Source organism: Pseudomonas saudiphocaensis, from assembly GCF_000756775.1.
In the GTDB taxonomy this organism is placed as follows: Bacteria; Pseudomonadota; Gammaproteobacteria; order Pseudomonadales; family Pseudomonadaceae; genus Stutzerimonas; species Stutzerimonas saudiphocaensis.
This window is the reverse complement of record NZ_CCSF01000001.1, coordinates 2,544,722-2,571,290: the sequence shown is the minus strand read 5'-3', so window position 1 is coordinate 2,571,290 and position 26,569 is coordinate 2,544,722. Positions and strand designations below refer to the sequence as shown.

At 63.4% G+C, this 26,569-nt stretch carries 27 protein-coding genes; 14 read left to right on the top strand and 13 right to left on the bottom strand.

Translation table 11 applies throughout. The features are described 5' to 3' along the window. The first annotated feature begins 39 nt into the window (after positions 1–39). From ilvA to BN1079_RS11785, 5 genes are read left to right on the top strand one after another with little or no spacing between them, the layout of a single operon-like run. Positions 40–1,554 carry a threonine ammonia-lyase, biosynthetic gene (gene ilvA / locus BN1079_RS11800; RefSeq protein WP_037024620.1) on the top strand — a complete coding sequence of 505 codons (1,515 nt, stop codon included), beginning with the start codon at positions 40–42 and terminating at the stop codon, positions 1,552–1,554. Between the two features lie 11 nt (positions 1,555–1,565). Continuing rightward, a complete protein-coding gene (locus BN1079_RS11795) occupies positions 1,566–2,006 on the top strand; it encodes a DUF2269 family protein (protein WP_037024619.1) in 441 nt (146 codons plus the stop codon). Next, positions 2,006–2,269: an NAD-dependent epimerase/dehydratase family protein gene (locus BN1079_RS17850; RefSeq protein ID WP_231850783.1), complete on the top strand. Its 264-nt coding sequence runs from the start codon at positions 2,006–2,008 to the stop codon at positions 2,267–2,269. Before BN1079_RS11795 ends, BN1079_RS17850 begins: the two co-directional genes overlap by 1 nt. A 2-nt stretch (positions 2,270–2,271) precedes the next feature. Then, positions 2,272–3,132, top strand: coding sequence for an SDR family oxidoreductase (locus tag BN1079_RS11790; protein WP_231850782.1), 861 nt, complete (start codon positions 2,272–2,274; stop codon positions 3,130–3,132). Then, entirely contained in the window at positions 3,129–3,596 is a 468-nt protein-coding gene (locus BN1079_RS11785; RefSeq protein ID WP_037024618.1) for a DUF2269 family protein, read from the top strand. The genes BN1079_RS11790 and BN1079_RS11785 overlap by 4 nt, the downstream gene beginning before the upstream one ends. Here the strand turns inward: BN1079_RS11785 and BN1079_RS11780 are convergent. Next, a complete protein-coding gene (locus tag BN1079_RS11780; RefSeq protein ID WP_037024617.1) occupies positions 3,593–4,246 on the bottom strand; it encodes a histidinol-phosphatase in 654 nt (217 codons plus the stop codon). The genes BN1079_RS11785 and BN1079_RS11780 overlap by 4 nt on opposite strands. Positions 4,247–4,425: 179 nt before the next feature. Between BN1079_RS11780 and BN1079_RS11775 the strand changes: the two genes are divergently transcribed. After that, positions 4,426–4,905 (top strand): RNA pyrophosphohydrolase, encoded by a 480-nt coding sequence (locus BN1079_RS11775; protein ID WP_037026868.1) that lies wholly within the window; start codon positions 4,426–4,428, stop codon positions 4,903–4,905. Positions 4,906–4,924: 19 nt separating this feature from the next. Further along, positions 4,925–7,198, top strand: a complete 2,274-nt coding sequence (gene ptsP, locus BN1079_RS11770) for a phosphoenolpyruvate--protein phosphotransferase (RefSeq protein ID WP_037024616.1) — start codon at positions 4,925–4,927, stop codon at positions 7,196–7,198. 107 nt (positions 7,199–7,305) lie between these two features. Here ptsP and BN1079_RS11765 read toward each other — a convergent pair whose 3' ends face one another. Beyond that, on the bottom strand, positions 7,306–8,097 hold the full coding sequence (locus BN1079_RS11765) for an NRDE family protein (protein WP_052114472.1): 792 nt from the start codon (positions 8,095–8,097) through the stop codon (positions 7,306–7,308). Between the two features lie 168 nt (positions 8,098–8,265). Here BN1079_RS11765 and BN1079_RS11760 point away from each other — a divergent pair, with 168 nt between their 5' ends. The 3 genes from BN1079_RS11760 to BN1079_RS11750 all read left to right on the top strand — a co-directional run bounded on the left by BN1079_RS11760 (position 8,266) and on the right by BN1079_RS11750 (position 10,751). Beyond that, positions 8,266–9,048: a sulfite exporter TauE/SafE family protein gene (locus BN1079_RS11760; protein ID WP_037026864.1), complete on the top strand. Its 783-nt coding sequence runs from the start codon at positions 8,266–8,268 to the stop codon at positions 9,046–9,048. A gap of 10 nt (positions 9,049–9,058) precedes the next feature. Continuing rightward, positions 9,059–9,859 carry a prolipoprotein diacylglyceryl transferase gene (gene lgt / locus BN1079_RS11755; RefSeq protein WP_037024615.1) on the top strand — a complete coding sequence of 267 codons (801 nt, stop codon included), beginning with the start codon at positions 9,059–9,061 and terminating at the stop codon, positions 9,857–9,859. Between the two features lie 97 nt (positions 9,860–9,956). Then, a complete protein-coding gene (locus BN1079_RS11750) occupies positions 9,957–10,751 on the top strand; it encodes a thymidylate synthase (protein ID WP_037024614.1) in 795 nt (264 codons plus the stop codon). Between the two features lie 19 nt (positions 10,752–10,770). Here BN1079_RS11750 and BN1079_RS11745 read toward each other — a convergent pair whose 3' ends face one another. The 6 genes from BN1079_RS11745 to BN1079_RS11720 all read right to left on the bottom strand — a co-directional run bounded on the left by BN1079_RS11745 (position 10,771) and on the right by BN1079_RS11720 (position 16,571). Continuing rightward, positions 10,771–11,763 carry a branched-chain amino acid ABC transporter permease gene (locus BN1079_RS11745; protein WP_037024613.1) on the bottom strand — a complete coding sequence of 331 codons (993 nt, stop codon included), beginning with the start codon at positions 11,761–11,763 and terminating at the stop codon, positions 10,771–10,773. Then, positions 11,763–12,650, bottom strand: a complete 888-nt coding sequence (locus tag BN1079_RS11740; RefSeq protein WP_037024612.1) for a branched-chain amino acid ABC transporter permease — start codon at positions 12,648–12,650, stop codon at positions 11,763–11,765. The genes BN1079_RS11745 and BN1079_RS11740 overlap by 1 nt, the downstream gene beginning before the upstream one ends. Continuing rightward, entirely contained in the window at positions 12,650–13,360 is a 711-nt protein-coding gene (locus BN1079_RS11735) for an ABC transporter ATP-binding protein (RefSeq protein ID WP_037024611.1), read from the bottom strand. Before BN1079_RS11735 ends, BN1079_RS11740 begins: the two co-directional genes overlap by 1 nt. Beyond that, a complete protein-coding gene (locus BN1079_RS11730) occupies positions 13,353–14,159 on the bottom strand; it encodes an ABC transporter ATP-binding protein (RefSeq protein ID WP_037024610.1) in 807 nt (268 codons plus the stop codon). The genes BN1079_RS11735 and BN1079_RS11730 overlap by 8 nt, the downstream gene beginning before the upstream one ends. Then, positions 14,156–15,361 carry an ABC transporter substrate-binding protein gene (locus BN1079_RS11725; protein WP_037024609.1) on the bottom strand — a complete coding sequence of 402 codons (1,206 nt, stop codon included), beginning with the start codon at positions 15,359–15,361 and terminating at the stop codon, positions 14,156–14,158. Before BN1079_RS11725 ends, BN1079_RS11730 begins: the two co-directional genes overlap by 4 nt. Before the next feature lie 424 nt (positions 15,362–15,785). Further along, positions 15,786–16,571, bottom strand: coding sequence for a universal stress protein (locus BN1079_RS11720; RefSeq protein WP_037024608.1), 786 nt, complete (start codon positions 16,569–16,571; stop codon positions 15,786–15,788). A gap of 174 nt (positions 16,572–16,745) precedes the next feature. On the opposite strand from BN1079_RS11720, the gene BN1079_RS11715 reads away from it, so the two are divergent. Both BN1079_RS11715 and BN1079_RS11710 read left to right on the top strand, forming a co-directional pair. Then, the gene (locus BN1079_RS11715) at positions 16,746–17,660 is read left to right on the top strand and encodes a response regulator (protein ID WP_037024607.1); all 915 of its coding nucleotides are present in this window, start codon (positions 16,746–16,748) and stop codon (positions 17,658–17,660) included. 162 nt (positions 17,661–17,822) lie between these two features. Continuing rightward, on the top strand, positions 17,823–18,719 hold the full coding sequence (locus BN1079_RS11710) for a peptidoglycan DD-metalloendopeptidase family protein (protein WP_037024606.1): 897 nt from the start codon (positions 17,823–17,825) through the stop codon (positions 18,717–18,719). Between the two features lie 33 nt (positions 18,720–18,752). Here BN1079_RS11710 and BN1079_RS11705 read toward each other — a convergent pair whose 3' ends face one another. The 5 genes from BN1079_RS11705 to rlmE form a co-directional block, all read right to left on the bottom strand. Continuing rightward, positions 18,753–19,511: an outer membrane beta-barrel protein gene (locus BN1079_RS11705; protein WP_037024604.1), complete on the bottom strand. Its 759-nt coding sequence runs from the start codon at positions 19,509–19,511 to the stop codon at positions 18,753–18,755. A gap of 174 nt (positions 19,512–19,685) precedes the next feature. After that, positions 19,686–21,035, bottom strand: coding sequence for a hemolysin family protein (locus BN1079_RS11700; protein WP_037026861.1), 1,350 nt, complete (start codon positions 21,033–21,035; stop codon positions 19,686–19,688). Positions 21,036–21,125: 90 nt separating this feature from the next. Next, the gene (phoR, locus tag BN1079_RS11695) at positions 21,126–22,418 is read right to left on the bottom strand and encodes a phosphate regulon sensor histidine kinase PhoR (protein WP_037024602.1); all 1,293 of its coding nucleotides are present in this window, start codon (positions 22,416–22,418) and stop codon (positions 21,126–21,128) included. 112 nt (positions 22,419–22,530) lie between these two features. Beyond that, a complete protein-coding gene (gene phoB / locus BN1079_RS11690; protein WP_037024600.1) occupies positions 22,531–23,220 on the bottom strand; it encodes a phosphate regulon transcriptional regulator PhoB in 690 nt (229 codons plus the stop codon). 98 nt (positions 23,221–23,318) lie between these two features. After that, complete coding sequence (rlmE, locus tag BN1079_RS11685) at positions 23,319–23,954, bottom strand: 23S rRNA (uridine(2552)-2'-O)-methyltransferase RlmE (RefSeq protein ID WP_037024598.1); 636 nt, start codon at positions 23,952–23,954, stop codon at positions 23,319–23,321. A gap of 242 nt (positions 23,955–24,196) precedes the next feature. Between rlmE and BN1079_RS11680 the strand changes: the two genes are divergently transcribed. Beyond that, complete coding sequence (locus tag BN1079_RS11680) at positions 24,197–25,825, top strand: NAD(P)/FAD-dependent oxidoreductase (RefSeq protein ID WP_037024596.1); 1,629 nt, start codon at positions 24,197–24,199, stop codon at positions 25,823–25,825. An 8-nt stretch (positions 25,826–25,833) separates the two neighbouring features. Further along, entirely contained in the window at positions 25,834–26,559 is a 726-nt protein-coding gene (locus tag BN1079_RS11675; protein WP_037024594.1) for a TrmH family RNA methyltransferase, read from the top strand. The last annotated feature ends 10 nt before the right edge of the window (positions 26,560–26,569 follow it).

Here is a 26,569-nt window from a genome sequence, read left to right as displayed (position 1 = left end):
GACTCGGCGGTCTTCGCAAGCCCCGCCAAGATACCCATCATGCTCGAACAGTACGTCAAGAAGATCCTCACCTCGCGCGTCTACGACGTGGCCGTGGAAACTCCGCTGCAGCCCGCTCGCCAGCTCTCCGAGCGTCTCGGTAACCAGGTTCTGCTCAAGCGCGAGGATCTGCAGCCGGTGTTTTCCTTCAAGATTCGCGGCGCTTACAACAAGCTGGCGCAGCTTTCTGCCGAGGAACTGGCGCGCGGTGTGGTTACCGCATCGGCCGGCAACCATGCCCAGGGCCTGGCGCTGGCAGCGCGCGAATTGGGGATCAAAGCCACCATCGTCATGCCGCGTACCACACCGGAGCTGAAGGTTCAGGGCGTACGCGCCCGTGGCGGCAAGGTCGTGCTGCACGGTGATGCTTTCCCCGAGGCGCTGGCGCACTCGCTGAAACTGGTCGAGGAAAAGGGCTACGTCTACGTCCATCCCTATGACGACCCGGACGTGATCGCCGGGCAGGGCACGGTGGCCATGGAGATCCTCAGTCAGCATCAGGGGCCTTTGGACGCTATCTTTGTGCCGGTGGGCGGTGGTGGGCTGATCGCTGGGGTGGCGGCCTACATCAAGTACCTGCGTCCGGAAACCCGGGTCATCGGCGTCGAACCGGATGATTCCAACTGCCTGCAACAGGCCTTGGCCGCCGGTGAGCGGGTGGTGCTGCCCCAGGTCGGGCTGTTTGCCGACGGTGTGGCGGTGGCGCAGATTGGCGAGCACACCTTCGATATCTGCAAAGACCATGTCGATGAAGTCATTACGGTCAGTACCGACGAGCTGTGCGCCGCGATCAAGGACATTTACGACGACACCCGCTCGATCACCGAGCCTGCGGGTGCGCTGGCGGTGGCCGGCATCAAGAAGTATGTCGAGCGCGATGGCGTTACCAACCAGGTGCTGGTGGGTATCGATTCGGGTGCCAACATCAACTTCGATCGCCTGCGCCATGTGGCCGAGCGCTCCGAGCTGGGCGAGAAGCGCGAAGCTATCATCGCTGTGACCATTCCCGAGCAGCCGGGCAGTTTCAAGGCCTTCTGCGCGGCCATCGGCCGGCGCCAGATCACCGAGTTCAACTACCGTTATCACCAGAACGGCTCGGCACATATCTTCGTCGGGGTGCAGACGCACCCGGAAAATGATCCGCGCGAAGCATTGGTGGAAGGGCTGCGGGAAAAAGGCTTCCCGGTTCACGATCTCACCGAGAATGAACTGGCCAAGCTGCACATCCGTCATATGGTGGGCGGCCATGCAGCCGGCGTCAGTGATGAGATGGTGTTGCGCTTCGAGTTTCCGGAGCGGCCCGGTGCGCTGTTCAACTTCCTCAACAACCTGGGCGGGCGCTGGAATATCTCGATGTTCCACTACCGCAACCACGGCGCCGCCGATGGCCGGGTGGTAGCGGGCCTGCAAGTGCCTGCCGAGGAACGTCATCTGCTGCCGGCAGCGTTGGACAAGATCGGCTACCGCTATTGGGATGAGACGGATAATCCGGCCTATCAGCTGTTTCTGGGCTGACGAGGGAACAGATGGAACATTACAAGCTGCTGTACTTCATCCATGCGGCGCTGGCCGTCCTGGTATCGCTGGGGCTGATCGCCCACATGGTCATCCTGTGGAAGGCATGGCGCCGCGCCGATGCTGGCGTGCTGCAGCAGAAACTCAAACGCACCCGCCAGATCTCCCTTCCGCTGCTGGCGGTTCTGGCCTTGCTGCTGCCGTTAAGCGGCTGGTGGCTGGTGCATCTGGCCGGGTGGCCGCTGGGTCAGCTATGGCTGCTGGCCAGCTCGGTGCTGTTCCTGTTGCTGGTGCCTCTGGGACTGCTGCTGGGCGGGCGTCTGCGCGCCTGGCAGGCCCTGGGCGAACAGCCGGCACCGCCCAGGCTGCCGCGTTTCGCCCTGGCGTACGCGGGGCTGATCCTGCTGGTTCTGGTTGCGATCATGGGCCTGATGGGCGCCAAGCCGGTCTGATGCGCATCCTGCTGGTGGGTGCCAGCGGCTTTATCGGCCGGCATCTGCTGCGGGCACTGCATGCTGAAGGCCACTCGCTGGTCGCCACCTCGCGCTCGGGGCAGGGATCCGCTTGGCCGGGAGTCGAGTGGCGGGCGCTGGACCTCGCCTTGCTGGCCACTGACGCCGCGCATTTTCGCTGGCCGCCTTGGGCGCTGGCGATCAGCCGGATGTCCCTTTCCTTGCCAGCAAGTCCCTGGCCGATAAGCACCTGCTCGGTCTGAACGTGCCCGCCGTAGTGCTGCGCCCGTCGCTGGTGCTGGGCGAGGGCGGCGCCAGTAGCGGCTGGTTGAGCCGCATGTCGCCCTGGCCATTGATCCCCGTATTGAGTACCCAGGTACGCATGCAGCCGCTGCATGTGGACGATCTTGTTGCCGCCGTGCTTGGGCTGTTGCGCCGCTGGCCGGAGCGATCCTGTGTTCTGCCTCTGGTCGGCCCGCAGGCGATGACGCTGCCGCAGTTGCTCGATCAGCTGCGAGCGGCTCAGGGCTGGGCACCGGCACGCTACCTCCAGGTGCCGGCGCCGTTGGCCGGATTGGGCGCAAGGCTTGGGGATCGCTTCGGTTGGCGGGCGCTGAACACGCAGACGCTGAGCCTGGCGAGACGCGGCAACCTGGCCGATGCCGGCGCGATGAAGACGGCGATCGGCTTTGCGGCCGCGCCTCTGGCGAGTCGCCTGAGCGAGTGGCCGCGCCCGGAGCGCAGCGTTACTACAGCGCTGCGCCCGTTGCTGTTGGCTGTACTGGTGCTGATCTGGCTGGGTACGGCAGTTGTTTGCCTGGGGCCGGGTCATGGCTGGGGGCTGCGGATCATGGCCGAAGTTGGCGTGCACGGCTGGATGGCGACGGCGGCGGTGGCCGGGGGAGCCCTGGTCGATGGGCTGCTGGGCATCGGTCTGCTGCTACGGCGCTGGCGTCGCCATGCGCTGCGTGCACAGCTGGCACTGATGCTCGGGTATATGCTGATCATCAGTCTCTGGCTGCCGCACTACTGGCTCGACCCGTTCGCGGCGGTGGCGAAGAATGCCGTGCTGCTGGTCGCCACGCTTTGGCTGCTATGGACAGAACCGCAGGAGCGCCGCCGATGAGTCTCTATCTGCTGCTCAAGACGCTACATATCCTGTCGTCCACGGTGCTGTTCGGCACCGGGCTCGGCTCGGCCTACTACAGCTGGCGCGCCTGGCGCAGCGGCAAGGTCGAGGTGATCGCCGTGACCTTCCGCCACCTGGTCTTCGCCGACTGGGCCTTCACCGCCACCACCGCCGTGATCCAGCCGCTCAGCGGCCTGGCCCTGGTGCATCTGGCCGGCTTCGACCTGAGCCAGCCGTGGCTGATGTGGAGCATTGCGCTCTACGTCCTCGCCGGTGCCTGCTGGCTGCCGGTGGTCTGGCTGCAAATCCGCGTGCACAAGCTGGCCGAGCAGGCGCTGCGTGACGGCACGCCGCTACCGGCCGAGACGTTTCGCTACATGCGCTGGTGGTTCGCACTCGGCTGGCCGGCGTTCATTGCCTTCGTGGTGATCTTCTACCTGATGGTGAGCAAGGGCGCTTAACGCAGGCTGATGATGTCCCAGCCGCGCTGCTCGGCAATTTCCCGCAGGGTCGGGTCAGGGTCCACCGCCACCGGATGCGTGACGCGCTCAAGCAGCGGCAGGTCGTTGCGCGAATCGCTGTAGAAATAGGCGCCTTCGAGGCTATGTCCAGTTTCTTTCAGCCAGCGCTCGATGCGCGTGACCTTGCCTTCCTGGAAGCATGGCGTGTCGGTCAGACGGCCGGTGTAGCGCCCGTCCTGCATCTCGCATTCGGTGGCCAGCAGCGTATCAACGCCCAGCCGCGCGGCGATCGGCCCGGTGATAAAGCGGTTGGTGGCGGTGATGATCACCACCTGATCACCGGCCTCATGATGTTGACGCACCAGCGCCTCGCCCTTGGCCAAGACGATAGGTTCGATGAACTCGGCCATGAACTGTCGGTGCCACTCGTCCAGTTGCGCCATTTCGCTGCGCCCCAGCAGTTCTTGGCAGAAGTTCTGGTAGGCCAGGACGTCCAGCTTGCCGGCCAGGTAATCCTGGTAGAAGGCATCGTTGCGTGCCTTGTAGTCGGTACTGTCGACGATGCCGTGACGGCAGAGAAATTCACCCCAGGCGTGGTCGCTGTCACCGGCCAGCAGGGTGTTGTCGAGATCGAATAGAGCCAGGCGCACGTGGCGAACCCTCACGATGAAAAACGCGCAGCATAGCGGGAATCCCCACTGTAGGGCAGTCGGGAAGGCCTTGGCGGCTGCCTGCAGAGCCTGTTGTAGAACAGGCCAATATCCGGCTTTCGGCTGCTCGCCTTTTTGTGGAACAATGCGGCGCACATGCGTCTGCGAGGTTGTGTGCCGTGATCGACTCGGATGGTTTTCGCCCCAACGTCGGCATCATTCTGACCAATGATGTCGGGCAGGTGCTGTGGGCACGGCGGATCAATCAGGATGCCTGGCAGTTTCCCCAGGGCGGTATCAATCCCAACGAGACCCCGGAAGAGGCGCTGTACCGCGAACTTAATGAAGAGGTCGGGTTGGAGCCGCATGATGTGCGTATCCTGGCCTGCACCCGAGGCTGGCTGCGTTATCGCCTGCCGCAACGCCTGGTACGTACCCATAGCCAGCCGCTATGTATCGGACAGAAGCAGAAGTGGTTCCTGCTGCGTCTGACCGGCGCCGAGGAGCGAGTACGCATGGATGTCACCGGCAAGCCCGAGTTCGATGGCTGGCGCTGGGTCAGCTACTGGTACCCGCTGGGCCAGGTGGTCACCTTCAAGCGCGAGGTCTATCGTCGCGCCCTTAAAGAACTTGCTCCGCGGCTGATGTCGCGGGACTGACGGGAGAAAGCCTCTGAGCATGCTCGGCACGCTGCGCAAGATTGTCCAGGAAGTGAACGCCGCCAAGGACCTCAAGGCGGCGTTGGGCATCATTGTGCTGAGGGTACGCGAGGCCATGGGCAGCCAGGTCTGCTCGGTCTACCTGCTCGATCCCGAGTCGGATCGCTTCGTTTTGATGGCTACCGAGGGTCTGAACAAGAAGGCCATCGGCAAGGTCAGCATGGCCCACAACGAGGGCCTGGTGGGTCTGGTGGGCTCCCGCGAAGAGCCGCTTAACCTCGAACACGCTTCCGAACATCCGCGCTACCGCTACTTCGCCGAAACCGGCGAGGAGCGCTATGCCTCATTCCTCGGTGCGCCAATCATTCACCATCGCAGGGTCATGGGTGTGCTGGTCATTCAGCAGAAAGAGCGCCGCCAGTTCGACGAGGGCGAAGAAGCCTTCCTGGTCACCATGAGCGCGCAGCTGGCCGGCGTCATCGCCCATGCCGAAGCCACCGGCTCGATCCGAGGCTTCGGCCGCCAGGGCAAGGGCATTCAGGAAACCCGTTTCCTCGGCATCGCCGGTGCGCCTGGCGCAGCTGTCGGTAGCGCCGTGGTGGTCTTGCCGCCGGCTGATCTGGATGTGGTGCCGGACAAGCATATCGAGGACATTCCCGCCGAGCTGGCGCTGTTCGAGGCGGCGCTCGAAGCGGTTCGGGCGGACATGCGCGCACTCTCGCAGAAGCTCTCCTCGCAGATGCGCAAGGAAGAGCTGGCGCTGTTCGACGTCTATCTGATGATGCTCGATGACTCCGCCCTGGGTGGCGAAGTGGCCGCGGTGATCCGCACCGGCCAATGGGCCCAGGGGGCCTTGCGTCAGGTGGTCAGCAACCATATCGCGCGCTTCGAGATGATGGACGATGACTACCTGCGCGAACGCGCTTCGGACATCAAGGACATCGGCCGGCGCCTGCTCGGCAATCTGCAGAAGGCGCACAAGCAGGCGTTGACCTATCCCGAACGAACCATTCTGGTCAGCGAGGAATTGACTCCGGCGATGCTCGGCGAGGTGCCTGAAGGGCGTCTTGCGGGCATGGTTTCGGTGCTGGGGTCGAGCAACTCCCACGTCGCCATCCTGGCCCGCGCCATGGGTATTCCGACGGTAATGGGCGCGGTGGACCTGCCCTATTCGAAGGTCGATGGCATCGAGTTGATCGTCGACGGTACGCGCGGCGAAATCATCACCAACCCGGGCAAGGTGCTGCGCGAGCAGTACCTGCAGCTGGCCGAGCAGGAACGACAGCTGTCCGCCGGGCTCGATGTATTGCGCGAGCTGCCGTGCGAAACCACCGACGGCCACCGCATCCCGCTGTGGGTCAATACCGGGCTGCTCGCCGACGTGGTGCGCGCCCAGGAGCGCGGCGCCGAGGGTGTTGGGCTGTACCGCACGGAAGTGCCCTTTATGATCAAGGAGCGCTTTCCCAGCGAGAAGGAGCAGATGGCGATCTATCGCGAACAGCTCCAAGCCTTCCATCCGCTGCCGGTAACCATGCGCACCCTGGATATCGGCGGCGACAAATCACTGCCGTACTTTCCGATCAAGGAGGAGAATCCCTTCCTCGGCTGGCGCGGTATCCGGGTGACGCTGGATCATCCGGAAATCTTCCTGCTACAGATTCGCGCCATGCTCAAGGCGAGCGTAGGCCTGAACAATCTGCGCATCCTGCTACCGATGATCTCCGGTACCCGCGAGCTGGAGGAATCGCTGCACCTGATCCATCGCGCCATAGGCGAGGTGCGCGACGAAGGCATGGACGTGCAGGTGCCGCCAGTCGGGGTCATGATCGAGGTGCCCGCCGCGGTCTACCTCACCCGTGAACTGGCGCGGCAGGTAGACTTCATTTCGGTCGGCTCCAACGACCTGACCCAGTATCTGCTGGCCGTTGATCGCAACAATCCGCGGGTCGCCGATCTCTACGACTACCTGCATCCGGCGGTGCTTGAAGCGCTGCAGCGAATCGTCAAGGAAGCCCACGAAGAGGGCCGACCGGTAAGCATCTGCGGCGAGATGGCCGGCGATCCGGCGGCTGCCATGCTATTGCTGGCGATGGGCTTCGACAGCCTGTCGATGAACGCCACCAACCTGCCCAGGGTGAAATGGCTGTTGCGCCAGATCAGCATGCAGACCGCCAAGGACTTGCTGGCCAGGGTTATGACGATCGACAGCCCCGAGGTTACCCATGCCACCGTGCAGCTGACCCTGCGCAACCTCGGTCTGGACAAACTGACCAATCCTTCTGCGGCGGTCTGAGAAGCCGCCTCCAAGCGGACTTCTGCCGCAGAGCAGAACCTGTCGGTCTTGGGCTCGCTGTCCGTATAAATCCGGCCCCGCGCTAAAAGCTCGCGGATAAATCCGCCCTACAGAAGCTGGCTGCAATTTTGTAGGGTCGGGGTCTCAGCAGCCTTAGGGTGAACGAAATGTACTTCGCCCAGCCTGCCATCGGGCCCAAAGGCGCGCTCACGGATTTCCAGAGAACCATCACGACGGCGAACCAACGCCGTGCTGGCGCGGGTGCCGTAGTTCGGGCTGGCAATGAATATGCTGGACAGCAAGGTTTCCAGTTCAAGAGTTACGCCGGTATTGGGCAACTGATCGATCGGTGCCTTCTGGGTATCGGCCAGCAATTCCAGCAACGCTTCGCTGTCGGGGCGCTCCAGGCAGTTGGCCAGTGCCGCCTTGGCTCGCAGCAGTTTCGGCCAGGGCGTGTCCAGCGAGGCGTTGGAAAGCCCGTACAGGCCCGGCTCAAGCGCGCGTGGAGTCCCTTCATGGGAGTTCAGATGCCAGAGGGTCTGGCTGTCACCCACCAGCAGGTTGAAGCCGGCGTAGTCGGCGCACCGGGACTGCAGGTCCGCCATGTAGGCTTCGGGTGATAGCCCACTGGCCAGGAAGCGCTCCGGCAATTCCCCGCGCGAGCGAGGACTGACCGGCTGGCCGGGGACGCGGATATTGGTCAGAGCGGCAAAACGTCCGTCCAGGGTCGCTCCCATCCAGGTGCCGCCCCCTTGCAGATCGCGCCCGGCGATCAGCTCGGGTCGCTCCGGCCACGGGGCCAGCGGCAGGCTGGGGCGCTCATGGAATTCGTCACGGTTGGCCGCGACGACAAGGGGTATGGCCTGTGCAGGCTGCCAGGCGAAAACGATGAGGCACATAAGCATCGAACGAACCGTGGGGCTTCGAGGCTAGACGAAAAAGCCTCGCGGGTCACCTGTCGGCACAGCGAAGAAACGGCAGGAAAAACGCGCTATTCAGCCTATCCGACGTTCAGCTCGGGAATGCTTTTCAGCTACCATGCCGCTTTGTTTTTCAGGGTGACTCCGATGGAGTTCGTGCTTTACCTCGTCCTTGGCGCGTTCGCTGGGGTGCTGGCCGGACTATTCGGCGTCGGCGGCGGCATGGTGATCGTGCCGGTGCTGGTTTTCAGCTTCACCCTGCAGGGTTTCGCTCCGGAAATTCTTACCCATCTGGCCATCGGCACCTCGTTGGCGACCATCGTGTTTACCTCGATCAACTCGATTCTCGCGCACCATCGCCTGGGTGCAGTGCGCTGGCCGCTGGTGCTCTGGATGACCTTCGGCATCGTTTTCGGCGCGGTGCTTGGCAGCCTGACCGCCGACATGATCCAAGGGCCGCACCTGCAAAAGATCATTGGCGTATTCGCCATCATGGTAGCGATCCAGATGGGCTTCGAACTCCAGCCCAAAGCCAGGGGCGAGGTTCCGGGCAAGCCAGCCCTGTCCATCGCTGGCGTGGTGATCGGTTGGGCGTCCTCGATATTCGGTATCGGTGGCGGCTCGCTGACGGTACCCTTCCTGACCTGGCGCAGCGTGCCGATGCAGCAGGCGGTGGCCACCTCTTCCGCCTGCGGGTTGCCGATTGCGATTGCCGGTGCGCTGAGCTTCATGGCGGTTGGCTGGCACAATGCGCAGCTGCCGCCCTGGAGCCTGGGTTTCGTCTACCTGCCGGCGCTGGTCGGTATCGCCGTCACCAGCATGTTCTTTGCCCGGCAGGGCGCGCGCCTGGCCCATCGCTTGTCGCCGAAACTGCTCAAGCGGCTGTTTGCGCTCCTGTTGTTGAGCGTCGGTATCAATTTCCTGATCTAAGGAGTTCCGGATGCTCGCCTATCCGCAGATAGACCCCGTCGCCGTTTCCCTCGGGCCACTGCAGATCCACTGGTACGGCCTGATGTACCTGATCGGCATCGGCGGCGCCTGGTGGCTGGCATCGCGGCGGGTACAGCGCTTCGCCCCGGAATGGAACAAGGACAAGCTCTCCGACCTGGTGTTCTGGGTAGCCATGGGGGTGATCGTCGGGGGTCGCCTGGGCTACGTCCTGTTCTACGACCTGGCGTCCTACCTCAATGACCCCAGCCTGATCCTGCAGGTGTGGAAGGGCGGCATGTCCTTTCATGGCGGGCTGATCGGCGTGCTGCTATGCACCTGGATCTTCGCCCGGCGCAACGGCAAGTCCTTCTTCGAACTGATGGACTTTATCGCGCCTTTCGTGCCCATCGGCCTGGGCGCCGGGCGCATCGGCAACTTCATCAATGCCGAACTCTGGGGCAAGGCCACCGACGTGCCCTGGGCAATGGTGTTCCCCACCGACCCGCAGCAGCTGGCCCGTCACCCTTCGCAGCTCTACCAGTTCGCGCTGGAAGGCGTCGCGCTGTTCCTGATTCTCTGGTTCTATTCGCGCAAGCCTCGGCCGACCATGGCAGTGTCGGGGCTGTTCGCCGTGTGCTACGGGATTTTCCGCTTTATCGTCGAGTTCGTCCGGGTGCCGGATGCGCAACTTGGCTACCTTGCCTTCGGCTGGCTGACCATGGGGCAGGTGCTGTGCGTGCCGATGGTGCTGATTGGTGCTGGCATGATGATTTGGGCCTATCGGCGCGAAGGTGCCAGGGCCGCCGTCTGAGCGCTCGGCTGTCGCATCAGGGAGACAAGCAAGGCCCGGGCTTTTACTATGCGCCCAGCCTTTTCACTTGCGCTTCGGCGCCCGCTCCGAGTTGATCATGAAACAGTACCTTGACCTGATGCGCCACGTGCGCGAGCACGGCACCTTCAAGAGCGACCGTACCGGCACCGGCACCTACAGCGTGTTCGGCTACCAGATGCGCTTCGACCTGGCCGATGGCTTCCCGCTGGTGACCACCAAGAAATGCCACCTGCGCTCGATCATTCACGAACTGCTGTGGTTCCTGCAGGGCGACACCAACATCCGCTACCTCAAGGAAAACGGCGTGTCGATCTGGGACGAGTGGGCCGACGAGAACGGCAATCTCGGCCCGGTCTACGGCTATCAGTGGCGCAGCTGGCCGGCGCCCAATGGCGAATCCATCGACCAGATCGCCAAGCTGGTGGAGATGATCAAGAAGAACCCGGATTCGCGTCGCCTTATCGTCTCGGCGTGGAACCCTGCGCTGGTGGATCAGATGGCCCTGCCGCCGTGCCATGCGCTGTTCCAGTTCTACGTCGCCGACGGCCGGCTCTCATGCCAGCTCTATCAGCGCTCGGCGGACATCTTCCTCGGTGTGCCCTTCAATATCGCCAGCTACGCGCTGCTGACGATGATGGTGGCGCAGGTCTGCGACCTCGAACCGGGCGAGTTCATCTGGAGTGGCGGCGATTGCCATCTGTACGCCAACCATCTGGAGCAGGCCGATCTGCAGCTGACTCGCGAGCCGTTGCCATTGCCGACGATGAAGCTCAATCCGGCCGTGAAAGACCTGTTTGCCTTCCGTTTCGAGGATTTCGAGCTGGTGGGCTACGAGGCGCACCCGCACATCAAGGCCCCGGTCGCGGTCTGAGCCCCCGGGGCCCGCGCCGTCAATCATCGTCGTGGCGCTGGGTGAGCCGGCGCCCCAGCCGCGAGGCGTAGAACTCACCGATCATGCCGCGGCGGAATACCAGCACGCAGATCATGAAGATGATGCCGGTGACCAGTGTGACCGGCAGCTCGGAGGTGGCGAAGTAGTTGCCCAGCGTGGTGACCAGGGCGGCGCCAAACACCGGGCCGATCAGCGTGCCGATCCCCCCCAGCAAGGTCATCAGCACCACTTCCCCCGACATCTGCCAGCTGACATCGGTGAGCGTCGCGAACTGGAATACCAGCGCCTTCAGCCCGCCGGCCAGCCCGGCCAGCGCCGCCGACATCACGAAGGCGCCGAGCTTGTAGCGCGACACGCTGTAGCCCAGTGAAATCGCGCGGTTTTCGTTCTCGCGAATCGAGCGCAGGATCATGCCGTACGGCGAGTGGATCACCCGCCAGATCACCAGCATGCCGAGCAGGAACACCGTCAGTACGAAGAAGTACATGTACAGCGGATTCTCCAGGTCGATCAGGCCGAACAGCTGACCGCGCGGGATCCCCTGGATGCCGTCCTCGCCGTGGGTGAAGTCGGCCTGCAGGCAAAAGAAGAAGAACATCTGCGCCAGCGCCAGGGTGATCATCGTCGAGTAGATGCCCTGCCGGCGTATGGCCAGGAAGCCGATCACCAGCCCCAGCAGCGCCGCGCCGGCGACGCCGACGAGAATCCCCAGCTCCGGCGTCAGCCCCCATTCCTTGACCGCGTGGGCGGTGAAATAGGCGGCGCCGCCGAAGAAGGCCGCGTGGCCGAAGGAAAGGATTCCCGCATAGCCCAGCAGCAGGTTGAAGGCGCAGGCGAACAGCGCGAAGCAGAGTACCTTCATGATAAAGATCGGATAGAAGTAGAAGGGCGCCAATGCCAGTGCAGCGACCCCTACCAGGATGAGGAGGGTTTCCAGGCGTAACAGCGGGCGCTTGGTCGGGGTGAGGGTGCCGCTGGCTCGACTGTTCATCAGGCATCCCTCCCCATCAGGCCGGCCGGGCGCACCAGCAGCACGATCGCCATGACCACGAAGATGACGATGTTCGAGGCCTCGGGATAGAACACCTTGGTCAACCCTTCGAGAATCCCCAGCATGTAGCCGGTGATGATCGCGCCGAGAATCGAGCCCATGCCGCCGACCACCACCACAGCGAAGACCACGATGATCAGGTTCGACCCCATCAGCGGGCTGACCTGGTAGATGGGCGCGGCGAGCATGCCGGCCAGGCCCGCCAGCGCGGCGCCCATGCCATAGGTGAAGGTCAGCAGCAGCGGCACGTTGATGCCGAAGGTGCGCACCAGGGTCGGGTTCTCGGTGGCGGCGCGCAGATAGGCGCCGAGTTTGGTCTTCTCGATCAGCAGCCAGCTGCCCAGGCAGATCACCAGTGACGCCAGCACCACCCAAGCCCGGTACTTGGGCAGGAACATGAAGCCCAGGTTGTAGCCGCCGGCCAGCTCCTTGGGCACCGCGTAGGGTTGCCCGGAGGACCCGTAGAAATAGCGGAAGGTGCCCTCCAGGGCCAGCGCCAGGCCGAAGGTGAAGAGCAGCCCGTAGAGGTGATCCAGGTTGTACAGCCGCGACAGTGCCACACGTTCGATCACGGCGCTGGCCAGGCCGACGATCAGCGGCGCGAGGATCAGTGCCGGCCAATAGCCTATGCCGAAGGTGGCCAGCAACAGGTAACCGGCGAAAGCGCCGATCATGTACTGCGCGCCATGGGCGAAATTGATGATCTTCAGCATGCCGAAGATGATCGCCAGGCCGAGGCTGAGCAGCGCGTAGAAGGAGCCGTTGATCAGGCCGATCAGCAGCTGACCGAGGAAGGCCTGGATGGGTATGTCGAAGATCGTCGTCATCAAACCCCCAGGGCTTCGTTGAGCCGGCTCATGCGGCCGGGCAGTTCCGCAGCGGAGAAGCTGTCGGCAATCTTGCCGTGGTCCACCACGTAGAAGCGGTCGGCTACCCGGCTGGCAAAGCGGAAGTTCTGTTCCACCAGCAGGATGGTCATGCCGCGCTGCTTGAGCGTTACCAGTACCTCGCCGATGCGCTGGACGATCACCGGCGCCAGGCCCTCGGTAGGCTCGTCGAGCAGCAGCAGGCGCGCGCCGGTGCGCAGGATGCGGGCCATCGCCAGCATCTGCTGCTCGCCGCCGGACAGCTTGGTGCCGGGGCTGCTGCGGCGTTCCTCAAGGTTGGGGAACAGCCTGTAGATCTCCTTCAAGCTCATGCCGCCCTTGGCGACGATCGGCGGCAGGGTGAGGTTTTCCTCCACCGTCAGGCTGGAGAAGATGCCGCGCTCCTCCGGCACGTAGCCGATGCCATGGCGCGCGGTGCGGTGCAGCGGTACGCGCAGCATGTCCTTGCCATCGACGCGGATGCTGCCGCTGCGCTTGCGGATGATGCCGACGATGGCACGCAGCGCGGTGGTCTTGCCCACGCCGTTGCGGCCCAGCAGGGTCACGGTTTCGCCTTCGTGCACGTCCAGGTCGATGCCGTGCAGCGCATGGCTCTCGCCATACCAGGCGTTGAGCTCGCGTACCGACAGTAATGCAGGGCTATCATTCATCTTCGGTCCCCATGTAGGCCGTGCGCACGCGCTCGTCCTGGCTGACGCTGCGGTAGTCGCCGGAGGTGAGAATTTCGCCGCGCTGCAACACCGTCACTTCGTGGCAAAGGTCGGCGACCACCTTGAGGTTGTGCTCGACCATCAGCACCGCGCGCTCGGTGGCCACGCCGCGGATCAGCTCGGCGACCACCGCCACGTCCTCGTGGCCCATGCCCGCCATGGGCTCGTCGAGCAGCAGCACCTTGGGCTCCAGCGCCAGGGTGGTGGCCAGCTCCAGCACCCGCTTGCGGCCATAGGACAGATCCGCCGCCAGCTCGTGACGCTTGTCCGCCAGGCCGACGGATTCCAGCAGTTGCATGGCCCGCTCGTTGAGGCGGTTGAGCGAGCGCAGCGGCAGCCAGCACTGGGTCGCCAGGCCGTTGGGGCGTTGCAGCGCGACGCGCACGTTGTCCAGCACGCTCAGGTGGGGGAACACCGCGGAGATCTGGAACGAGCGCACCAGCCCCATGCGCGCCACCTTGGCCGGCGCCGTGCGGGTGATGTCCTGGTCCAGCAGGCGGATGCTGCCGCTGGTGGGTTGCAGGAACTTGGTCAGCAGGTTGAACACTGTGGTCTTACCGGCGCCGTTGGGGCCGATCAGGGCGTGCACCCGGGCGTGGCGCACGTCCAGATCGACATTGTTGACCGCGACGAAGCCACCGAACTCCCTTCGCAGGCCGCGCGCCGAGAGCAGCACGGGCCAGTCCTGGTCAGCCGGCGGAGCGGCCGCTGCGCTGTCGGTCGGCGCCGTCATGCTCATTGCCCGACCAGGTCGCAGCCGCTTTTGCTCGGATCGATATAGGCTTCGGCGCCAGGCACCGTGGCCAGCACCTTGTAGTAGTCCCAGGCGCGGGTGCTTTCTTCGGGTTTTTTCACTTCCATCAGGTAGACGTCGCTGATCAGCCGGCCGTTGGCGCCCACCTTGGCGTTGCGCGCGAAGACATCGTCCACCGGCATTTCATGCATGGCCTTGGCCACCGGCTCGGTGGCGTCGGTGCCCGCCTTCTCGATGGCCTTGAGGTACTGCAGCACACCGGAGTAGGTGCCGGCATGGATCATGTTCGGCATGCGCCCGGTACGCTCGAAGAAGCGTTCGGCAAATTCGCGCGATTGATCGTCGCGATCCCAGTAGAAGCTCTCGGTCAGGCTCAGGCCCTGGGCGGCATCGAGGCCCAGGCCGTGCACCTCGGCAAGGGTGAACAACAGGGCGGCCAGGCGCTGGCCACCCGCGACGATGCCGAATTCGGCGGCCTGCTTGATGCTGTTGGCAGTATCCAGCCCGGCATTGGCGAGGCCGATGACCTTGGCACCCGAGGACTGCGCCTGCAACAGGAAGGAGGAGTAATCGGTGGTTGCCAGTGGATGGCGTACCGCGCCCTTGACCTCACCACCCTTGGATTTGACGAACTGGCCGGTCTGCTCCTCCAGCGAATAGCCGAAGGCGTAGTCGGCGGTGAGGAAGTACCAGCTGTCGCCACCCTGGGACACCAGCGCACCGCCGGTGCCGACTGCCAGGGCATGGGTGTCGTAGGCCCAGTGGAAGCCATAGGGCGAGCATTGCTTTCCGGTCAGCTCGGTGGTGGCGGCACCGGTCACCAGGTTGATCTTCTTCTTGCTCTTGGACAGCCCCTGCACGGCGAGCGCCACGGAGGAGGTGGTCAGCTCCATGATCGAGTCGACCTGTTCACGGTCGTACCATTGGCGGGCGATGTTGGAGGCGATGTCCGGTTTGTTCTGGTGGTCGGCGGTGACGATCTCGATGGGCGCGTCCAGTACCTTGCCGCCGAAATCCTCGGCTGCCATCTTCGCCGCCTCGAACGACCATTTACCGCCGAAATCGGCGTAGACGCCGGACTGGTCGTTGAGGATGCCGATCTTCACCTTGCCGTCGGATATCTCGGCCGAGGCGGGGGCGGCGATCGCCGCTGTCAGGGTTGCCGCTGCAATTGCTGAAAGCTTCATGCTTGTCTCCTGGCACGTTTGATCGTTGGCCGCTTCGCCTGGTTGGCCTGGCGGCTGACGTGGTTTTATGGCGAAACGCGATATCCGGCACTTGGTGCCTGGCGGTCTGTACAGGGGCTTTGTATGTGATGGGCGGTCGGCGCAAAGGCCTGCTGGAAGAGGGTCGGATGGCGATGGGGCAAGTTGGAATCCATGGTTGCTTCGACCTTGTTTATTGTTTTTCTAGGCCCCGAATCAGTGCCTTACTTCACGGCGCCGATGTGTTGAAACGACAACAGGCCATAGGAAATAAACGTAGCAGGGGATTCAGCGTAAGCAATGTCACTGGGGCAAGGCAGCTGCTGCTGCTTTGTAGACAGGGGTTGCGAAGCTAGGCATGGCGATGCCGCTTATGGCGCTCGCCAAGTTAGGGAACCGACGCGAATCAGCGTGCGATCAGGATGTCGCAGGGGGGCTGGTCGAGGTATTGCCGGGTCAGGCTGCCGAGCAGGGCGCTGCTCATCTCGCCACGACTATGACTGCCAAGAGCCAGCAGCTGCGGCTTGAATTCGGCAATGGCTGAGTCCAGGCAGTTGCTGCGCTCACCGTAGCGCAGGATCGAGCTGAGTACGGCGCCATTGTCATCCAGCTCGTCACCCAGATCCTCGATCAGCTGCCCGAACAGCTCCTGCTGCATTGCCAGCTCGCCGGCGTCCGGGCAGTGGATTTCGGCCACTTCATGAATATTCAGCGCGGTCAGCCTGGCCGCAGGCGGCAATAGTTGCCAGGTCGTTTGCAGGGCGCGACTGGCGCAGCGCGAGTAGTCCACTGCAGCCAGAGCCTGCGAGTAAGGCTGAACCGGTGCGATGGCAAGCAACAGGGGAATCGGGCAACCGAGCAGGATGCGCTCCAGTGTGGTGCCGGCGAAACCCTGTGGCGACTGGCGATGGTGCTGGCCGAGCACCAGCAGGTCGGCTTCCAGGCCGGTCGCCTGGGTGAGGATTTCCTCGACAGCGCGGCCTCGGCGTATCCAGGGCTTGAGCTCGCTACAGGCCACTTCCTGCAGCCGTGTCTGCAGATAACTGCGTGCCTGCAGCTCATCGCCGTGCTCGTCCAGCACATGCAGCAGGCTCAGACGGGCACCGGTCTGGCGTGCCAGCTGAGCGGCCCGACGCAGCGCCAAGTCAGCTTCAGGACTGAGGTCGTGAGCGATGAGGATATGCTGAACCATTGCGACCTCGCGGGCTGAACGGAGATGAGCAGTATGCCGCGCAGGCCGGTGATTGTCCTGCGTACCGGTGCCGCAGCGAGGCTGGGATGGCAAAAAAGCACCACCCCGGGCCGTCGAGCTTTTTAACACCGGCGGCTGCCGTTATGCTGGCGGCCATTCAAGCAGGAGCGAGTGATGAGCAAGGTCAGTGTGCTGGTGGTGGATGATGCGCCTTTCATCCGTGATCTGGTCAAGAAAGGGCTGCGTGGGCATTTCCCCGGCATTCGCATCGAGGAGGCGGTGAACGGTCGCAAGGCCCAGCAGATGCTCGATCGTGAACGCTTCGACCTGATCCTCTGCGACTGGGAGATGCCGGAAATGTCCGGCCTTGAGCTGCTTGATTGGTGCCGTGCGCAGGATCGTCTGAAAGGCGTGCCGTTCATCATGGTCACCAGCCGTGGCGACAAGGAAAACGTGGTGCAGGCGATTCAGTCCGGGGTCTCCGATTTCATCGGCAAGCCCTTCAGCAATGAGCAGCTGACCAGCAAGGTGCGCAAGGCGCTGGGCCGGGCCGGCAAGCTCGATGCGCTGGCCGCCAGTGCGCCGGTGCGTGCGCTGTCCACCGGCCTGGCCAATGACTCGCTGGCTGCACTGACCGGCGGCAAGGCGGAAGTGCTCAAGCCGGCTGCGACCAGCCCCGCCGCGCCTCAGGAGCAACCGGCAGCGGCCGCGCCATTGGTCCGGCCCCGTGTGGAAAAAGCCACTGCCGCCAGCGGGCGTGGGCAGGGGCAGTTGCGTCTGGCGGGCGGCACGCTGACCTGCGTGATCAAGGCGATGAGCCTCAAGGAAGCGTTGCTGGTCATCCGTCGCGGAGAAAAGCTGCCCCAGGTGCTGGAAGGCGCCGTGCTCGATCTGGAGCAGGGTGAAGGCGGTGAGGTGGCACGGCTGAACGGCTATCTGCATGCGGTGGCCGCGTTCGAGCCGAAGCCCGATAGTGAATGGCTGCAGCTGACCTTCCGTTTCGTCGACCGCGACCCGCAGAAGCTCGACTACCTGTCGCGCCTGATCGCCCGGGGTACGGCCCAGCGGCATTTCGTGCCGGGCGCCTGAGTGCTTCGCTGAGATGCGGGGTCGGCCCGGCTTTTCGCAACGCCTGTCGATTGCCGCGCATCCCGCTGATGATCCGCTTCACACCCCGATGGTTGGTAGCTCGCACGGAGGCTGTTGCGCTGCTAGTCTGCGGCTTCTGCACACACCATGAAGTTCGTTGCCATGACGGGACGTTTACTCGCGCTGCTCGGATTGCTCACGCTGGCCAGTCCGGCTTGGGCGCTGACCATTTACAAGTACACCGATGCCAATGGCGTGGTCACTTACAGCGACCAGGCGAGGCCGGGCGCCGCCGTGTTCACCTTCAATGACCGCATGGTGGAAAAGCTCGATAACCAGGTGAAGCTTGAAACCCGCAAGCATGCCGCCGGCGAAACCCTGCTGGTACGCAACGACCTTTACGCACCGGTGGATCTCGAGCTGAAGTTCGAGGGCGTGCAGAATGCGGTTGGGGTGCCGGCCAAGCCGATTCGTTGGGTACTGCCGCCGCGCAGCCAGATCCGCCTGGCTACCCTTGCCCCCCGCGATCCGTCCCGCCCGCTGAAATACACGCCGAAATTGCGCCACGCATTGGGCGATCCGCGCCTTCTGCCCAAGCCTTACAAGTACCCGCTGCCCTGGCGCGGCGGACCTTTTCGTCTGACCCAGGGTGCCAACGGTCAGTACAGCCACTTCACGCCCAAGGGCCGCTATGCGGTGGATATCGCCATGCCCGAAGGCACGCCCATCGTGGCGGCGCGTAGCGGCATGGTGGTCAAGGTGGAGAACCAGCAGAGCGGGCGCGGCAACAACCCGGCAGGCAACTTCGTGCGCATCCTGCATGACGACGGCACCATGGGTGTCTACCTGCACCTGATGAAGGGCTCGGTCACCGTGCGCGAAGGCCAGCGGGTCAGCGCCGGCAGTCCGATCGCCCGATCGGGCAACACCGGCAACAGCACCGGGCCGCATCTGCATTTCGTGGTTCAGCGCAACGTCGGCCTGGCGGTCGAATCGATTCCCTTCGAGTTCGCCCAGCCGGTTGGCAGTCTGCCGAACTTCGCCGTCGGCGGTGAATAACGGACGCTCGGCAGGCCCGGGTTTTCGGCGGGCTTAGAAGGCCAGGCCGACTTTCAAACCAACTTCTTCCTGCTTGAGTTTGGTGTTGTCGGCAACCACGCTGTCGCTGTCGAGTTCATAGCGGGTCTGGGTGTAGTACAGGCTGGTGCTGATCGGCATGTTGTTGATGCCCTTGTTCCAGAGCACGGTCAATTCGCCGTAAGGGTTGGCCTTGTCCTTGAGGTCCACGGTGTCGCTTTCGCCACCGACTTTCAATTTGCTTTCGGCTTCGATTGAGTAGCGGGCGCCGACTTCCAGGCGCAGGGTGTAGTCCGGCGTCAGGTAGTTGTAGCCGACCGCGGCCTTGGCGAATGGCGAGCGGTTGGTCAGCTCGACATCTTCCTCGAACAGACCGAAGCTCACGTCGTCCTGTTCGATACGGCCCCAGTCATAGCCGCCACCGACGATCAGGTCCACATAGTTGTTGGTGCTCAGTGCTGCACGCAGGCCCAGGTCCAGGTCAGCGCGCGCGGAGAGGAACTCCACGTCGTCCTTTTCCCGGTACTGGCCTTCCACGCCGATCTGGTAGATGAAGCCTTCCTGGCCGGTCAGCTTGTTGCCGAAGTTGTAATACAGGCCGCCCTGGTTGAGGCGTTCCTTGTCGCTTTCACCGTCGATGGTCAGCTTGTACTGGTTGTGCGAGCCGATGACGCCGAAGTTGGAGATTGGGCCGGTGGCGCTCTGGGCGAAGGCCTGGTGGCCGGCCAGGCACATGGCCAGAACTGCAGTAGTGCTCAGGGGATTGAGGCGCATGAAGGTAGCTCCATCTTGTTAGACGTGGATTGGCGGCCGGAGAGCCGCCTATGCCGTGGACCGGCACTACCTTCAGAAAATTCGCCCAGTGCGATGGGCGGTCAATTTTTCAAGTAAATCAGCGGCTAGCAGCCGATATGTAAACAAAGATGTAAGGACCGGTTCGCTGTCTCGTCACTCCTGCGGCTGAACTTTGAGCACCTTCGCCAGTACGATTTTCGGGCCGCGCATCTTCTTGATGATGATCTGCAGGCCGTCGACCAGCAGCTCTTCGTTTTCCTCGGGGACGCGCTTGAGGGTTTCGTAGATCAGGCCGGCCAGGGTGTCGGCTTCGATATGGTCAAGGTCGACATCGAGCAGACGTTCAACCTTGAACAGCGGGGTGTCGCCGCGCACCAGCAGTTTGCCTGGTTGATAGGTGAGGATGCCGCGCTCGGCCTTGCGGTGCTCGTCCTGGATGTCGCCGACCAGCACTTCCAGCACATCTTCCATGGTCAGGAAGCCCACCACCTTGTGATCGCCTTCCTCCACCAGCACGAAGTGCGCGCCACCCTGGCGGAACTGTTCCAGCAGGTCGCTCAGCGGCAGGTGCCGGGAAACGCGCTCAAGCGGGCGCAGCAGTTCGTTGAGGTGGAAGTTTTCCGCCAGGTTCTCGTCGCTGGCCAGGGCCAGCAACAGATCCTTGATATGCAGCAGGCCGGTGTATTCGCCGCGGTCACGGTCATACACGGGGTAGCGGCTGTACTTGTGAAAGCGGATCACATCGAGGATATGCGCCAGCGGAGCGTCATGGTCCAGCTGCAGCAGATCCTCGCGCGAGTTGGCCCAGTCGGCGACTTCCAGTTCACTCATCTCCACTGCCGAGGCGAGCACCTGGATCTGCGCGTTGGTCGGGTCCAGAGAGCGGTTGGAGTGCAGGATCAGCTTCAGCTCTTCCCGTGTGTAGTGGTGTTCGTAATTGCCACCGGGCTCGCCCTGGCCGGCGATGCGCAGGATGGCGTTGGCGCTGGCGTTGAGCAGGTAGATCGCCGGGTACATCAGCCAGTAGAACAGATACAGCGGCACCGCCGTCCACAGCGACAGCAATTCGGGTTTGCGGATTGCCCAGGATTTGGGCGCCAGCTCGCCGATCACGATGTGCAGGTAGGAAATGATGAAGAAGGCGGTGAAGAAGGCGATGGCGTGGACCAGAGCCGGCGAGTCGATGCCGAGCATCGCCAGCAGCGGTTCGAGCAAATGAGCAAAGGCCGGTTCACCGACCCAGCCCAGCCCCAGCGACGCCAGGGTGATACCCAGCTGGCAGGCGGACAGGTAGGCGTCCAGTTGGTCGTGCACCTTGCGCAGGATGTGCCCGCGCCAGCCGTGCTGCTTGGCAATGGCCTCGACCTTGGTCGCGCGCAGCTTGACCATGGCGAACTCGGCGGCCACGAAAAAGCCGTTGAGCAGGACCAGGAAGAAGGCAAATAGAATCAGGCCGATGTCGGCGAAGTAGGACGGATCGTTTAAAGCAGGGGAGGGGTCCATGAAGGTGTCGGGTAGCGGATGATCGCTGCACAATGGCCCCGCGCAGCGAACTTTTCAAGGGGCAGTCGACGAGAGCTGCCGGCGAGCGGCTCACTCGGTTCGCGAGCGCGGGAAGCTGCAGGTAAAGACGCTGCCCTTGCCGAGCGTGCTCTGGATGTCCAGGCGGCCCTGGTGCCGCAGCAGGACATGCTTGACGATGGCCAGGCCTAGGCCGGTGCCGCCGGTGCTGCTGGCGCGGCTGGAGTCGACTCGGTAGAAGCGTTCGGTCAGGCGTGGTAGGTGCTTGGACTCGATGCCGATGCCCGAGTCCTGCACGGCCAGGTGCGCACCATATTCGTCTCGCCACCAGCGCAGGTAAATCTGCCCGCCAGGTGGGCTGTATTTCACCGCATTGAACAGCAGGTTGGAAAAGGCGCTGCGCAATTCGGATTCACGGCCACGCAGCTGTAGCGAGGCGTCCACATCGAAACTGATGCTGTGTTGGTCGGCTGAGAGGGCCAGGGCGTCGCTGCGGATCGACTCCAGCAGCGCGGACACGTTTACCGGCTTGGCGCTTGTCGGAGGATCGGTGGCCTCCAGCTTGGCCAGCAGCAGCAGGTCGTTGAGCAGGTGCTGCATGCGATCGGCCTGCTGGTTCATCTGCTGCAATGCGCGGGTCCACTGCGGGCTTTGCTCCTCGCTGTGCTCGAGCATGGTTTCCAGATAGCCGGTGATCACCGTCAGCGGGGTGCGCAATTCGTGGGAAACGTTGGCGACGAAGTCCTTGCGCATCTGTTCCAGCTGATGGAGCCGGGTGATGTCGCGCACCACCATCAGGTACTCGCTGTTGCCGTAGCGGGTGATGGTGATCTGCAGCCAGAGACGGTCACTGACCGGTGAAGGCAGTTCCAGCGGGTCGTCATGGCGGCCGCTTTCGAAGTATTCCTTGAAGCTGGGATGGCGCACCAGGTTGGTGATCGCGTGGCCGCTATCCTGAGGTTTCTTCAGGCCCAGCAGGCGTTCGGCGGCTGGGTTCCACCACTCCAGGTTGGCATCGCTGTCGAGCATGATGACCGCGTCCTTCAGGGCCGCGGTGGAGCCCTGAACGCGGTCAATCACAGATTGCAGCTGGCCGCGCAAATGGATGTCGCGTCGCTGCAGCTGATACAGGCTGTCGAAGATCTCGCCCCAGATGCCATGGCTGTCCGGGGGGGGATCATCCGGCTGATCGCGCTTGAGCCACTGTTGCAGACGGCGTATCTGCCGGATGGTCCAGGCCAGGTAGCCGCCCAGGCCCAGCGCCAGTGCCCAGGCGTACTCGCCGGTGATCAGGCCGATCAGCAGACAGCCAGCCAACAGCAGGAGCAGACGACGCACCAGGGCGCCTTGCCAATCTTGGTTCACTGCTTGCGCTCCTGGGCGGCTCGGGCGGCGGGTCGTAGAAAACTACCTGGGTTTTTTCGCTGTCTGCTCGGGGCCATCTTCTATCCGTGAACTGCGGGTGGTGGCAGGGTTGTCAGCTTTTGGTGGAAAAACGATAGCCCGTGCCACGCACGGTCTGCACCAGGCCTTCGTAGGTTTCGCCCAGGGCTTTGCGCAGCCGGCGGATATGCACGTCCACGGTGCGTTCTTCTACGTATACGTTGCCGCCCCAGACCTGGTCGAGCAACTGGCCGCGCGTATAGGCGCGCTCCTGGTGAGTCATAAAGAACTGCAGCAGGCGATATTCGGTCGGGCCCATCTCGGCCGGAACGCCATCGATGGTGACGCGGTGGCTGACCGGATCAAGCAGCAGGCCGCCGATCTCGATGGGTGTCTCGGCGTCGTTGGCTCCGGCCCGGCGCAGCACCGCTTTCAGGCGCGCCACCAGCTCGCGTGGGGAGAAGGGCTTGGTGATGTAATCGTCCGCACCGACTTCCAGACCCTGGATCTTGTTGTCCTCGGCATCCTTGGCGGTAAGCATGATGATCGGCATGTCGGCCGTCATCTCTTCGCGTTTTAGGCGACGCGCCAGCTCGATTCCCGAGGTGCCGGGCAGCATCCAGTCGAGCAGGATCAGGTCCGGCTGACGGTCAACGACCAGGGCGTGGGCGGTCTGCGCGTTGTCTGCCTCAAGGCATTCGTAGCCAGCCATCTCCAGGGCCACCATGATCATCTCGCGAATCGGTGCTTCGTCGTCGACGATCAGTATGCATTTGCCATTCATGTCCGCTCTCGGTCCGCTTTCATCGTCGGGCATTAGATAACGGGAATGTTGCAGCGATGTTACAGGGAGAAGGCAGGCGCTAGCGGTGCGGCGCTCGGTCAGGCGTCTGCGTCCTGACCTTTGAACCCTTTGGCCACCAGGTAGACCTCATTCGACCGCGGTCGTGACGCCGCCGGCTTGCGTACCACCACCTTCTCGAATGAGGTGCGCACGTCCTTCAGAAAGGCGTCGGAGCCTTCGCCCTGGAACACCTTGACCACGTAGTTGCCGGCAGGCTTGAGCACCTTGCGCACCATGTCGAGGGTGAGCTCGACCAGGTACATCGAGGAAGCCTGGTCGGCGACAGCGATGCCGCTGAGGTTGGGAGCAATGTCGGAAACGATCAGATCCGGCTGACGGCCGTCGAGTTGGTCGAGAAGCTGCTGGAATACGGCATCTTCGGTGAAATCGCCCTGGATGAAGTCGACGTTATCCAGCGGGTCCATCGGTAGAATGTCGGTGGCTATGACCCGGCCCTTTTCGCCGACCAGCTTCCCCGCCACTTGCGACCAGCCGCCGGGGGCAGAGCCAAGGTCCATGATCAGCATGCCCGGGCGGATCAGCTTGTCCTTCTCGTTGAGCTCTATCAGCTTGTAGCTGGAGCGCGAGCGCAAGCCGTCCTTCTGAGCCCGTTTGACGTAGGGATCGTTGACATGTTCATCCAGCCAGCGGCGGCTGCTTTTGGATCGTTTCATTCGGGAGGTACCACGGGAATCAAGCTGAGGGGCGCGCCAACGCTTGGGGCTGAGGAGAGCCGTGCGCGCAGAATGGCGCCAATTATAGGCCGATAACGCGGTGCAGGTTAAATCGCCAGGCCGGTGCACCGGCTGCTGACGCCTCTGGAAAGTCGCCGGAGCGGGCGGCTCCGGGTACAATCGACCCCTATCCTCCCTCCTGTTTTCTTCCTCTGCCGGAGTCACCGGCCAGGACCATCGCCATGATTCGCATCACCGAACTGTCCCTGCCCCTCGATCACTCAAACGATGAGTTGCGCCAGGCCATCGTCCAACGGCTGGGCATCAGCGATGCCGATCTGCTGAACTTCACCGTGTTCAAACGCAGCTACGACGCGCGCAAGAAGAACAGCGTCATCCTGTTCATCTACATCATCGACCTGGAAGTGCGTGACGAGGCTGGCGTGCTGGCGCGCCTGGCCGATGATCGCAATGTCCGTCCGGCGCCGGATACCAATTATTATCCGGTGGGGCAGGCGCCAGCCGATCTGAGCGAGCGGCCGCTGGTCATTGGGCTTGGCCCTTGCGGGCTGTTTGCGGCGTTGCTGCTGGCGCAGATGGGCTTCAAGCCCATCGTGCTGGAGCGCGGCAAGGACGTGCGCAGCCGCACCAGGGACACCTGGGCACTGTGGCGCAAGAAGATCCTGAACTCCGAATCCAACGTGCAGTTCGGTGAAGGCGGGGCCGGCCTGTTCTCCGACGGCAAGCTCTACAGCCAGATCAAGGACCCGAAGTTCTATGCCCGCAAGGTGACCCAGGAGTTCGTTCGGGCCGGCGCGCCGGAGGAGATCATCTACGTCAGCAAACCGCACATCGGCACCTTCCGCCTCACTGGCGTGGTGGCGGCCATGCGCGAGGAGATCATTGCCCTGGGCGGCGAGGTGCGTTTCGAAAGCAAGGTGACCGATCTTGTGATCGACAATGACCAGCTCGAAGGTGTGGTGCTGGAGAACGGCGAAACCCTGCGCAGTCGCCATGTGGTAATGGCCCTGGGTCATAGCGCCCGCGATACCTTCCGCATGCTGCACGGACGGGGCGTATTCATGGAGGCCAAGCCCTTTGCCGTGGGCTTTCGCATCGAGCACCCGCAGGGCCTGATCGACCAGGCCCGCCTGGGCAAGTACGCCGGTCACCCGGAGCTGGGCGCCGCCGACTACAAGCTGGTCTATCACGCGAAAAATGGCCGCGCTGTCTACAGCTTCTGCATGTGCCCGGGCGGCACCGTGGTCGCCGCCACTTCCGAGCCGGGGCGCGTGGTAACCAATGGCATGAGCCAGTACTCGCGCAACGAGCGTAACGCCAACGCCGCCATCGTTGTCGGCATCAACCCGGAGCAGGATTTCCCCGGCGGCACGCTGGCCGGTGTGGAATTCCAGGAGCGCCTGGAGTCCCGTGCCTATGAACTGGGCGGCAGTGACTACTGTGCGCCGGGGCAGTTGGTGGGCGACTTTATTCGTGGCAAGCCGTCGAGCGAGTTTGGCGAGATAGAACCGTCCTACAAGCCGGGTGTGCGTCTGGGCGATCTGGCGCCGTCCCTGCCGGAATATGCCATTGAGGCCATTCGCGAGGCGCTGCCGGCGTTCGGCAAGCAGATTCGCGGTTTCGACCGTGACGACGCAGTGCTGACCGGTATTGAAACCCGCACCTCTTCACCCGTGCGCATTACCCGTGATCCGGAAACGCTGCAGAGCCTTAACCTTCGTGGCCTGTACCCGGCAGGCGAGGGTGCCGGTTATGCCGGCGGCATTCTTTCGGCGGGCGTGGATGGCATCAAGGTGGCTGAGGCGGTGGCCAAGTCCATGCTGGCCGAGGCCGGCGAGCCGAATAACTGAGCCAGCCGATGAAACTCGACGACATCAAGAAGCTTCAGCAGAAAAAGTACCGCGCCGAGTTCGGTCATTTTCTGGTGGAAGGCGAGCACCTGGTGCTGGAGCTGCAGAAAGCGGCTCTGCACAATCCGCTGCTACAGCGCAGCCAGCTATACGTCACCGGGGCCTACGAGCATTGGCAAAGTCCGTTCAGGACCCAGCTGATCAGCGAGCGGCAGATGGCGCAGATTGCCGATACCAAGACGCCGCAGGGCATCATCGCCGTGGTGCCGATGCCGGAAAGTACTGCGCTGGCCTCTACAGCCAATGAGCGCGCCATTTACCTGCATGAGATTCAGGACCCTGGCAATCTCGGCACCATCCTGCGCACCCTGGCCTGGTTCGGCAACTTTCGCTGCCTGCTCAGCCCCGGCAGCGTCGATCCGTACAATCCCAAGGTGGTGCGCTCCAGCATGGGAGCGATTTTCCATGCGCCTCTGGAGCTGGATGTGGAGCTGGATTCGTTGCCCGGGCGCTTCCAGCGTATCGCCTGCCTGGACATGCATGGCGACAGCCTGCAATCGGCCGACTTCAAGACCTTCGACTGCTACCTGTTCGGCAACGAGGCGCGCGGCGTGCCCCGCGAGCAGCTGTCCGCGCTCGGTGCCAAGCCTTTCACCATTGCCGGCAGTGGCGCCATCGAGTCGCTGAACCTGGCCACCACCGTCAATATCTGTGCCTACGAGCTGAATCGATAACGGCGCTGGG

What these genes read in the sequence shown, in the direction of transcription:
- BN1079_RS11725 (WP_037024609.1), bottom strand. Translation starts at nt 15,361, where the DNA reads ATGAAGCTTTCAGCAATTGCAGCGGCAACCCTGACAGCGGCGATCGCC.
- BN1079_RS11730 (WP_037024610.1), bottom strand. Translation starts at nt 14,159, where the DNA reads ATGAGCATGACGGCGCCGACCGACAGCGCAGCGGCCGCTCCGCCGGCT.
- ptsP (WP_037024616.1), top strand. Translation starts at nt 4,925, where the DNA reads ATGCTCGGCACGCTGCGCAAGATTGTCCAGGAAGTGAACGCCGCCAAG.
- BN1079_RS11745 (WP_037024613.1), bottom strand. Translation starts at nt 11,763, where the DNA reads ATGAACAGTCGAGCCAGCGGCACCCTCACCCCGACCAAGCGCCCGCTG.
- rlmE (WP_037024598.1), bottom strand. Translation starts at nt 23,954, where the DNA reads ATGAAACGATCCAAAAGCAGCCGCCGCTGGCTGGATGAACATGTCAAC.
- BN1079_RS17850 (WP_231850783.1), top strand. Translation starts at nt 2,006, where the DNA reads ATGCGCATCCTGCTGGTGGGTGCCAGCGGCTTTATCGGCCGGCATCTG.
- BN1079_RS11715 (WP_037024607.1), top strand. Translation starts at nt 16,746, where the DNA reads ATGAGCAAGGTCAGTGTGCTGGTGGTGGATGATGCGCCTTTCATCCGT.
- BN1079_RS11740 (WP_037024612.1), bottom strand. Translation starts at nt 12,650, where the DNA reads ATGACGACGATCTTCGACATACCCATCCAGGCCTTCCTCGGTCAGCTG.
- BN1079_RS11675 (WP_037024594.1), top strand. Translation starts at nt 25,834, where the DNA reads ATGAAACTCGACGACATCAAGAAGCTTCAGCAGAAAAAGTACCGCGCC.
- phoB (WP_037024600.1), bottom strand. Translation starts at nt 23,220, where the DNA reads ATGAATGGCAAATGCATACTGATCGTCGACGACGAAGCACCGATTCGC.
- BN1079_RS11700 (WP_037026861.1), bottom strand. Translation starts at nt 21,035, where the DNA reads ATGGACCCCTCCCCTGCTTTAAACGATCCGTCCTACTTCGCCGACATC.
- BN1079_RS11765 (WP_052114472.1), bottom strand. Translation starts at nt 8,097, where the DNA reads ATGTGCCTCATCGTTTTCGCCTGGCAGCCTGCACAGGCCATACCCCTT.
- BN1079_RS11720 (WP_037024608.1), bottom strand. Translation starts at nt 16,571, where the DNA reads ATGGTTCAGCATATCCTCATCGCTCACGACCTCAGTCCTGAAGCTGAC.
- ilvA (WP_037024620.1), top strand. Translation starts at nt 40, where the DNA reads ATGCTCGAACAGTACGTCAAGAAGATCCTCACCTCGCGCGTCTACGAC.
- BN1079_RS11735 (WP_037024611.1), bottom strand. Translation starts at nt 13,360, where the DNA reads ATGAATGATAGCCCTGCATTACTGTCGGTACGCGAGCTCAACGCCTGG.
- BN1079_RS11705 (WP_037024604.1), bottom strand. Translation starts at nt 19,511, where the DNA reads ATGCGCCTCAATCCCCTGAGCACTACTGCAGTTCTGGCCATGTGCCTG.
- BN1079_RS11710 (WP_037024606.1), top strand. Translation starts at nt 17,823, where the DNA reads ATGACGGGACGTTTACTCGCGCTGCTCGGATTGCTCACGCTGGCCAGT.
- BN1079_RS11795 (WP_037024619.1), top strand. Translation starts at nt 1,566, where the DNA reads ATGGAACATTACAAGCTGCTGTACTTCATCCATGCGGCGCTGGCCGTC.
- BN1079_RS11750 (WP_037024614.1), top strand. Translation starts at nt 9,957, where the DNA reads ATGAAACAGTACCTTGACCTGATGCGCCACGTGCGCGAGCACGGCACC.
- BN1079_RS11785 (WP_037024618.1), top strand. Translation starts at nt 3,129, where the DNA reads ATGAGTCTCTATCTGCTGCTCAAGACGCTACATATCCTGTCGTCCACG.
- BN1079_RS11680 (WP_037024596.1), top strand. Translation starts at nt 24,197, where the DNA reads ATGATTCGCATCACCGAACTGTCCCTGCCCCTCGATCACTCAAACGAT.
- BN1079_RS11760 (WP_037026864.1), top strand. Translation starts at nt 8,266, where the DNA reads ATGGAGTTCGTGCTTTACCTCGTCCTTGGCGCGTTCGCTGGGGTGCTG.
- lgt (WP_037024615.1), top strand. Translation starts at nt 9,059, where the DNA reads ATGCTCGCCTATCCGCAGATAGACCCCGTCGCCGTTTCCCTCGGGCCA.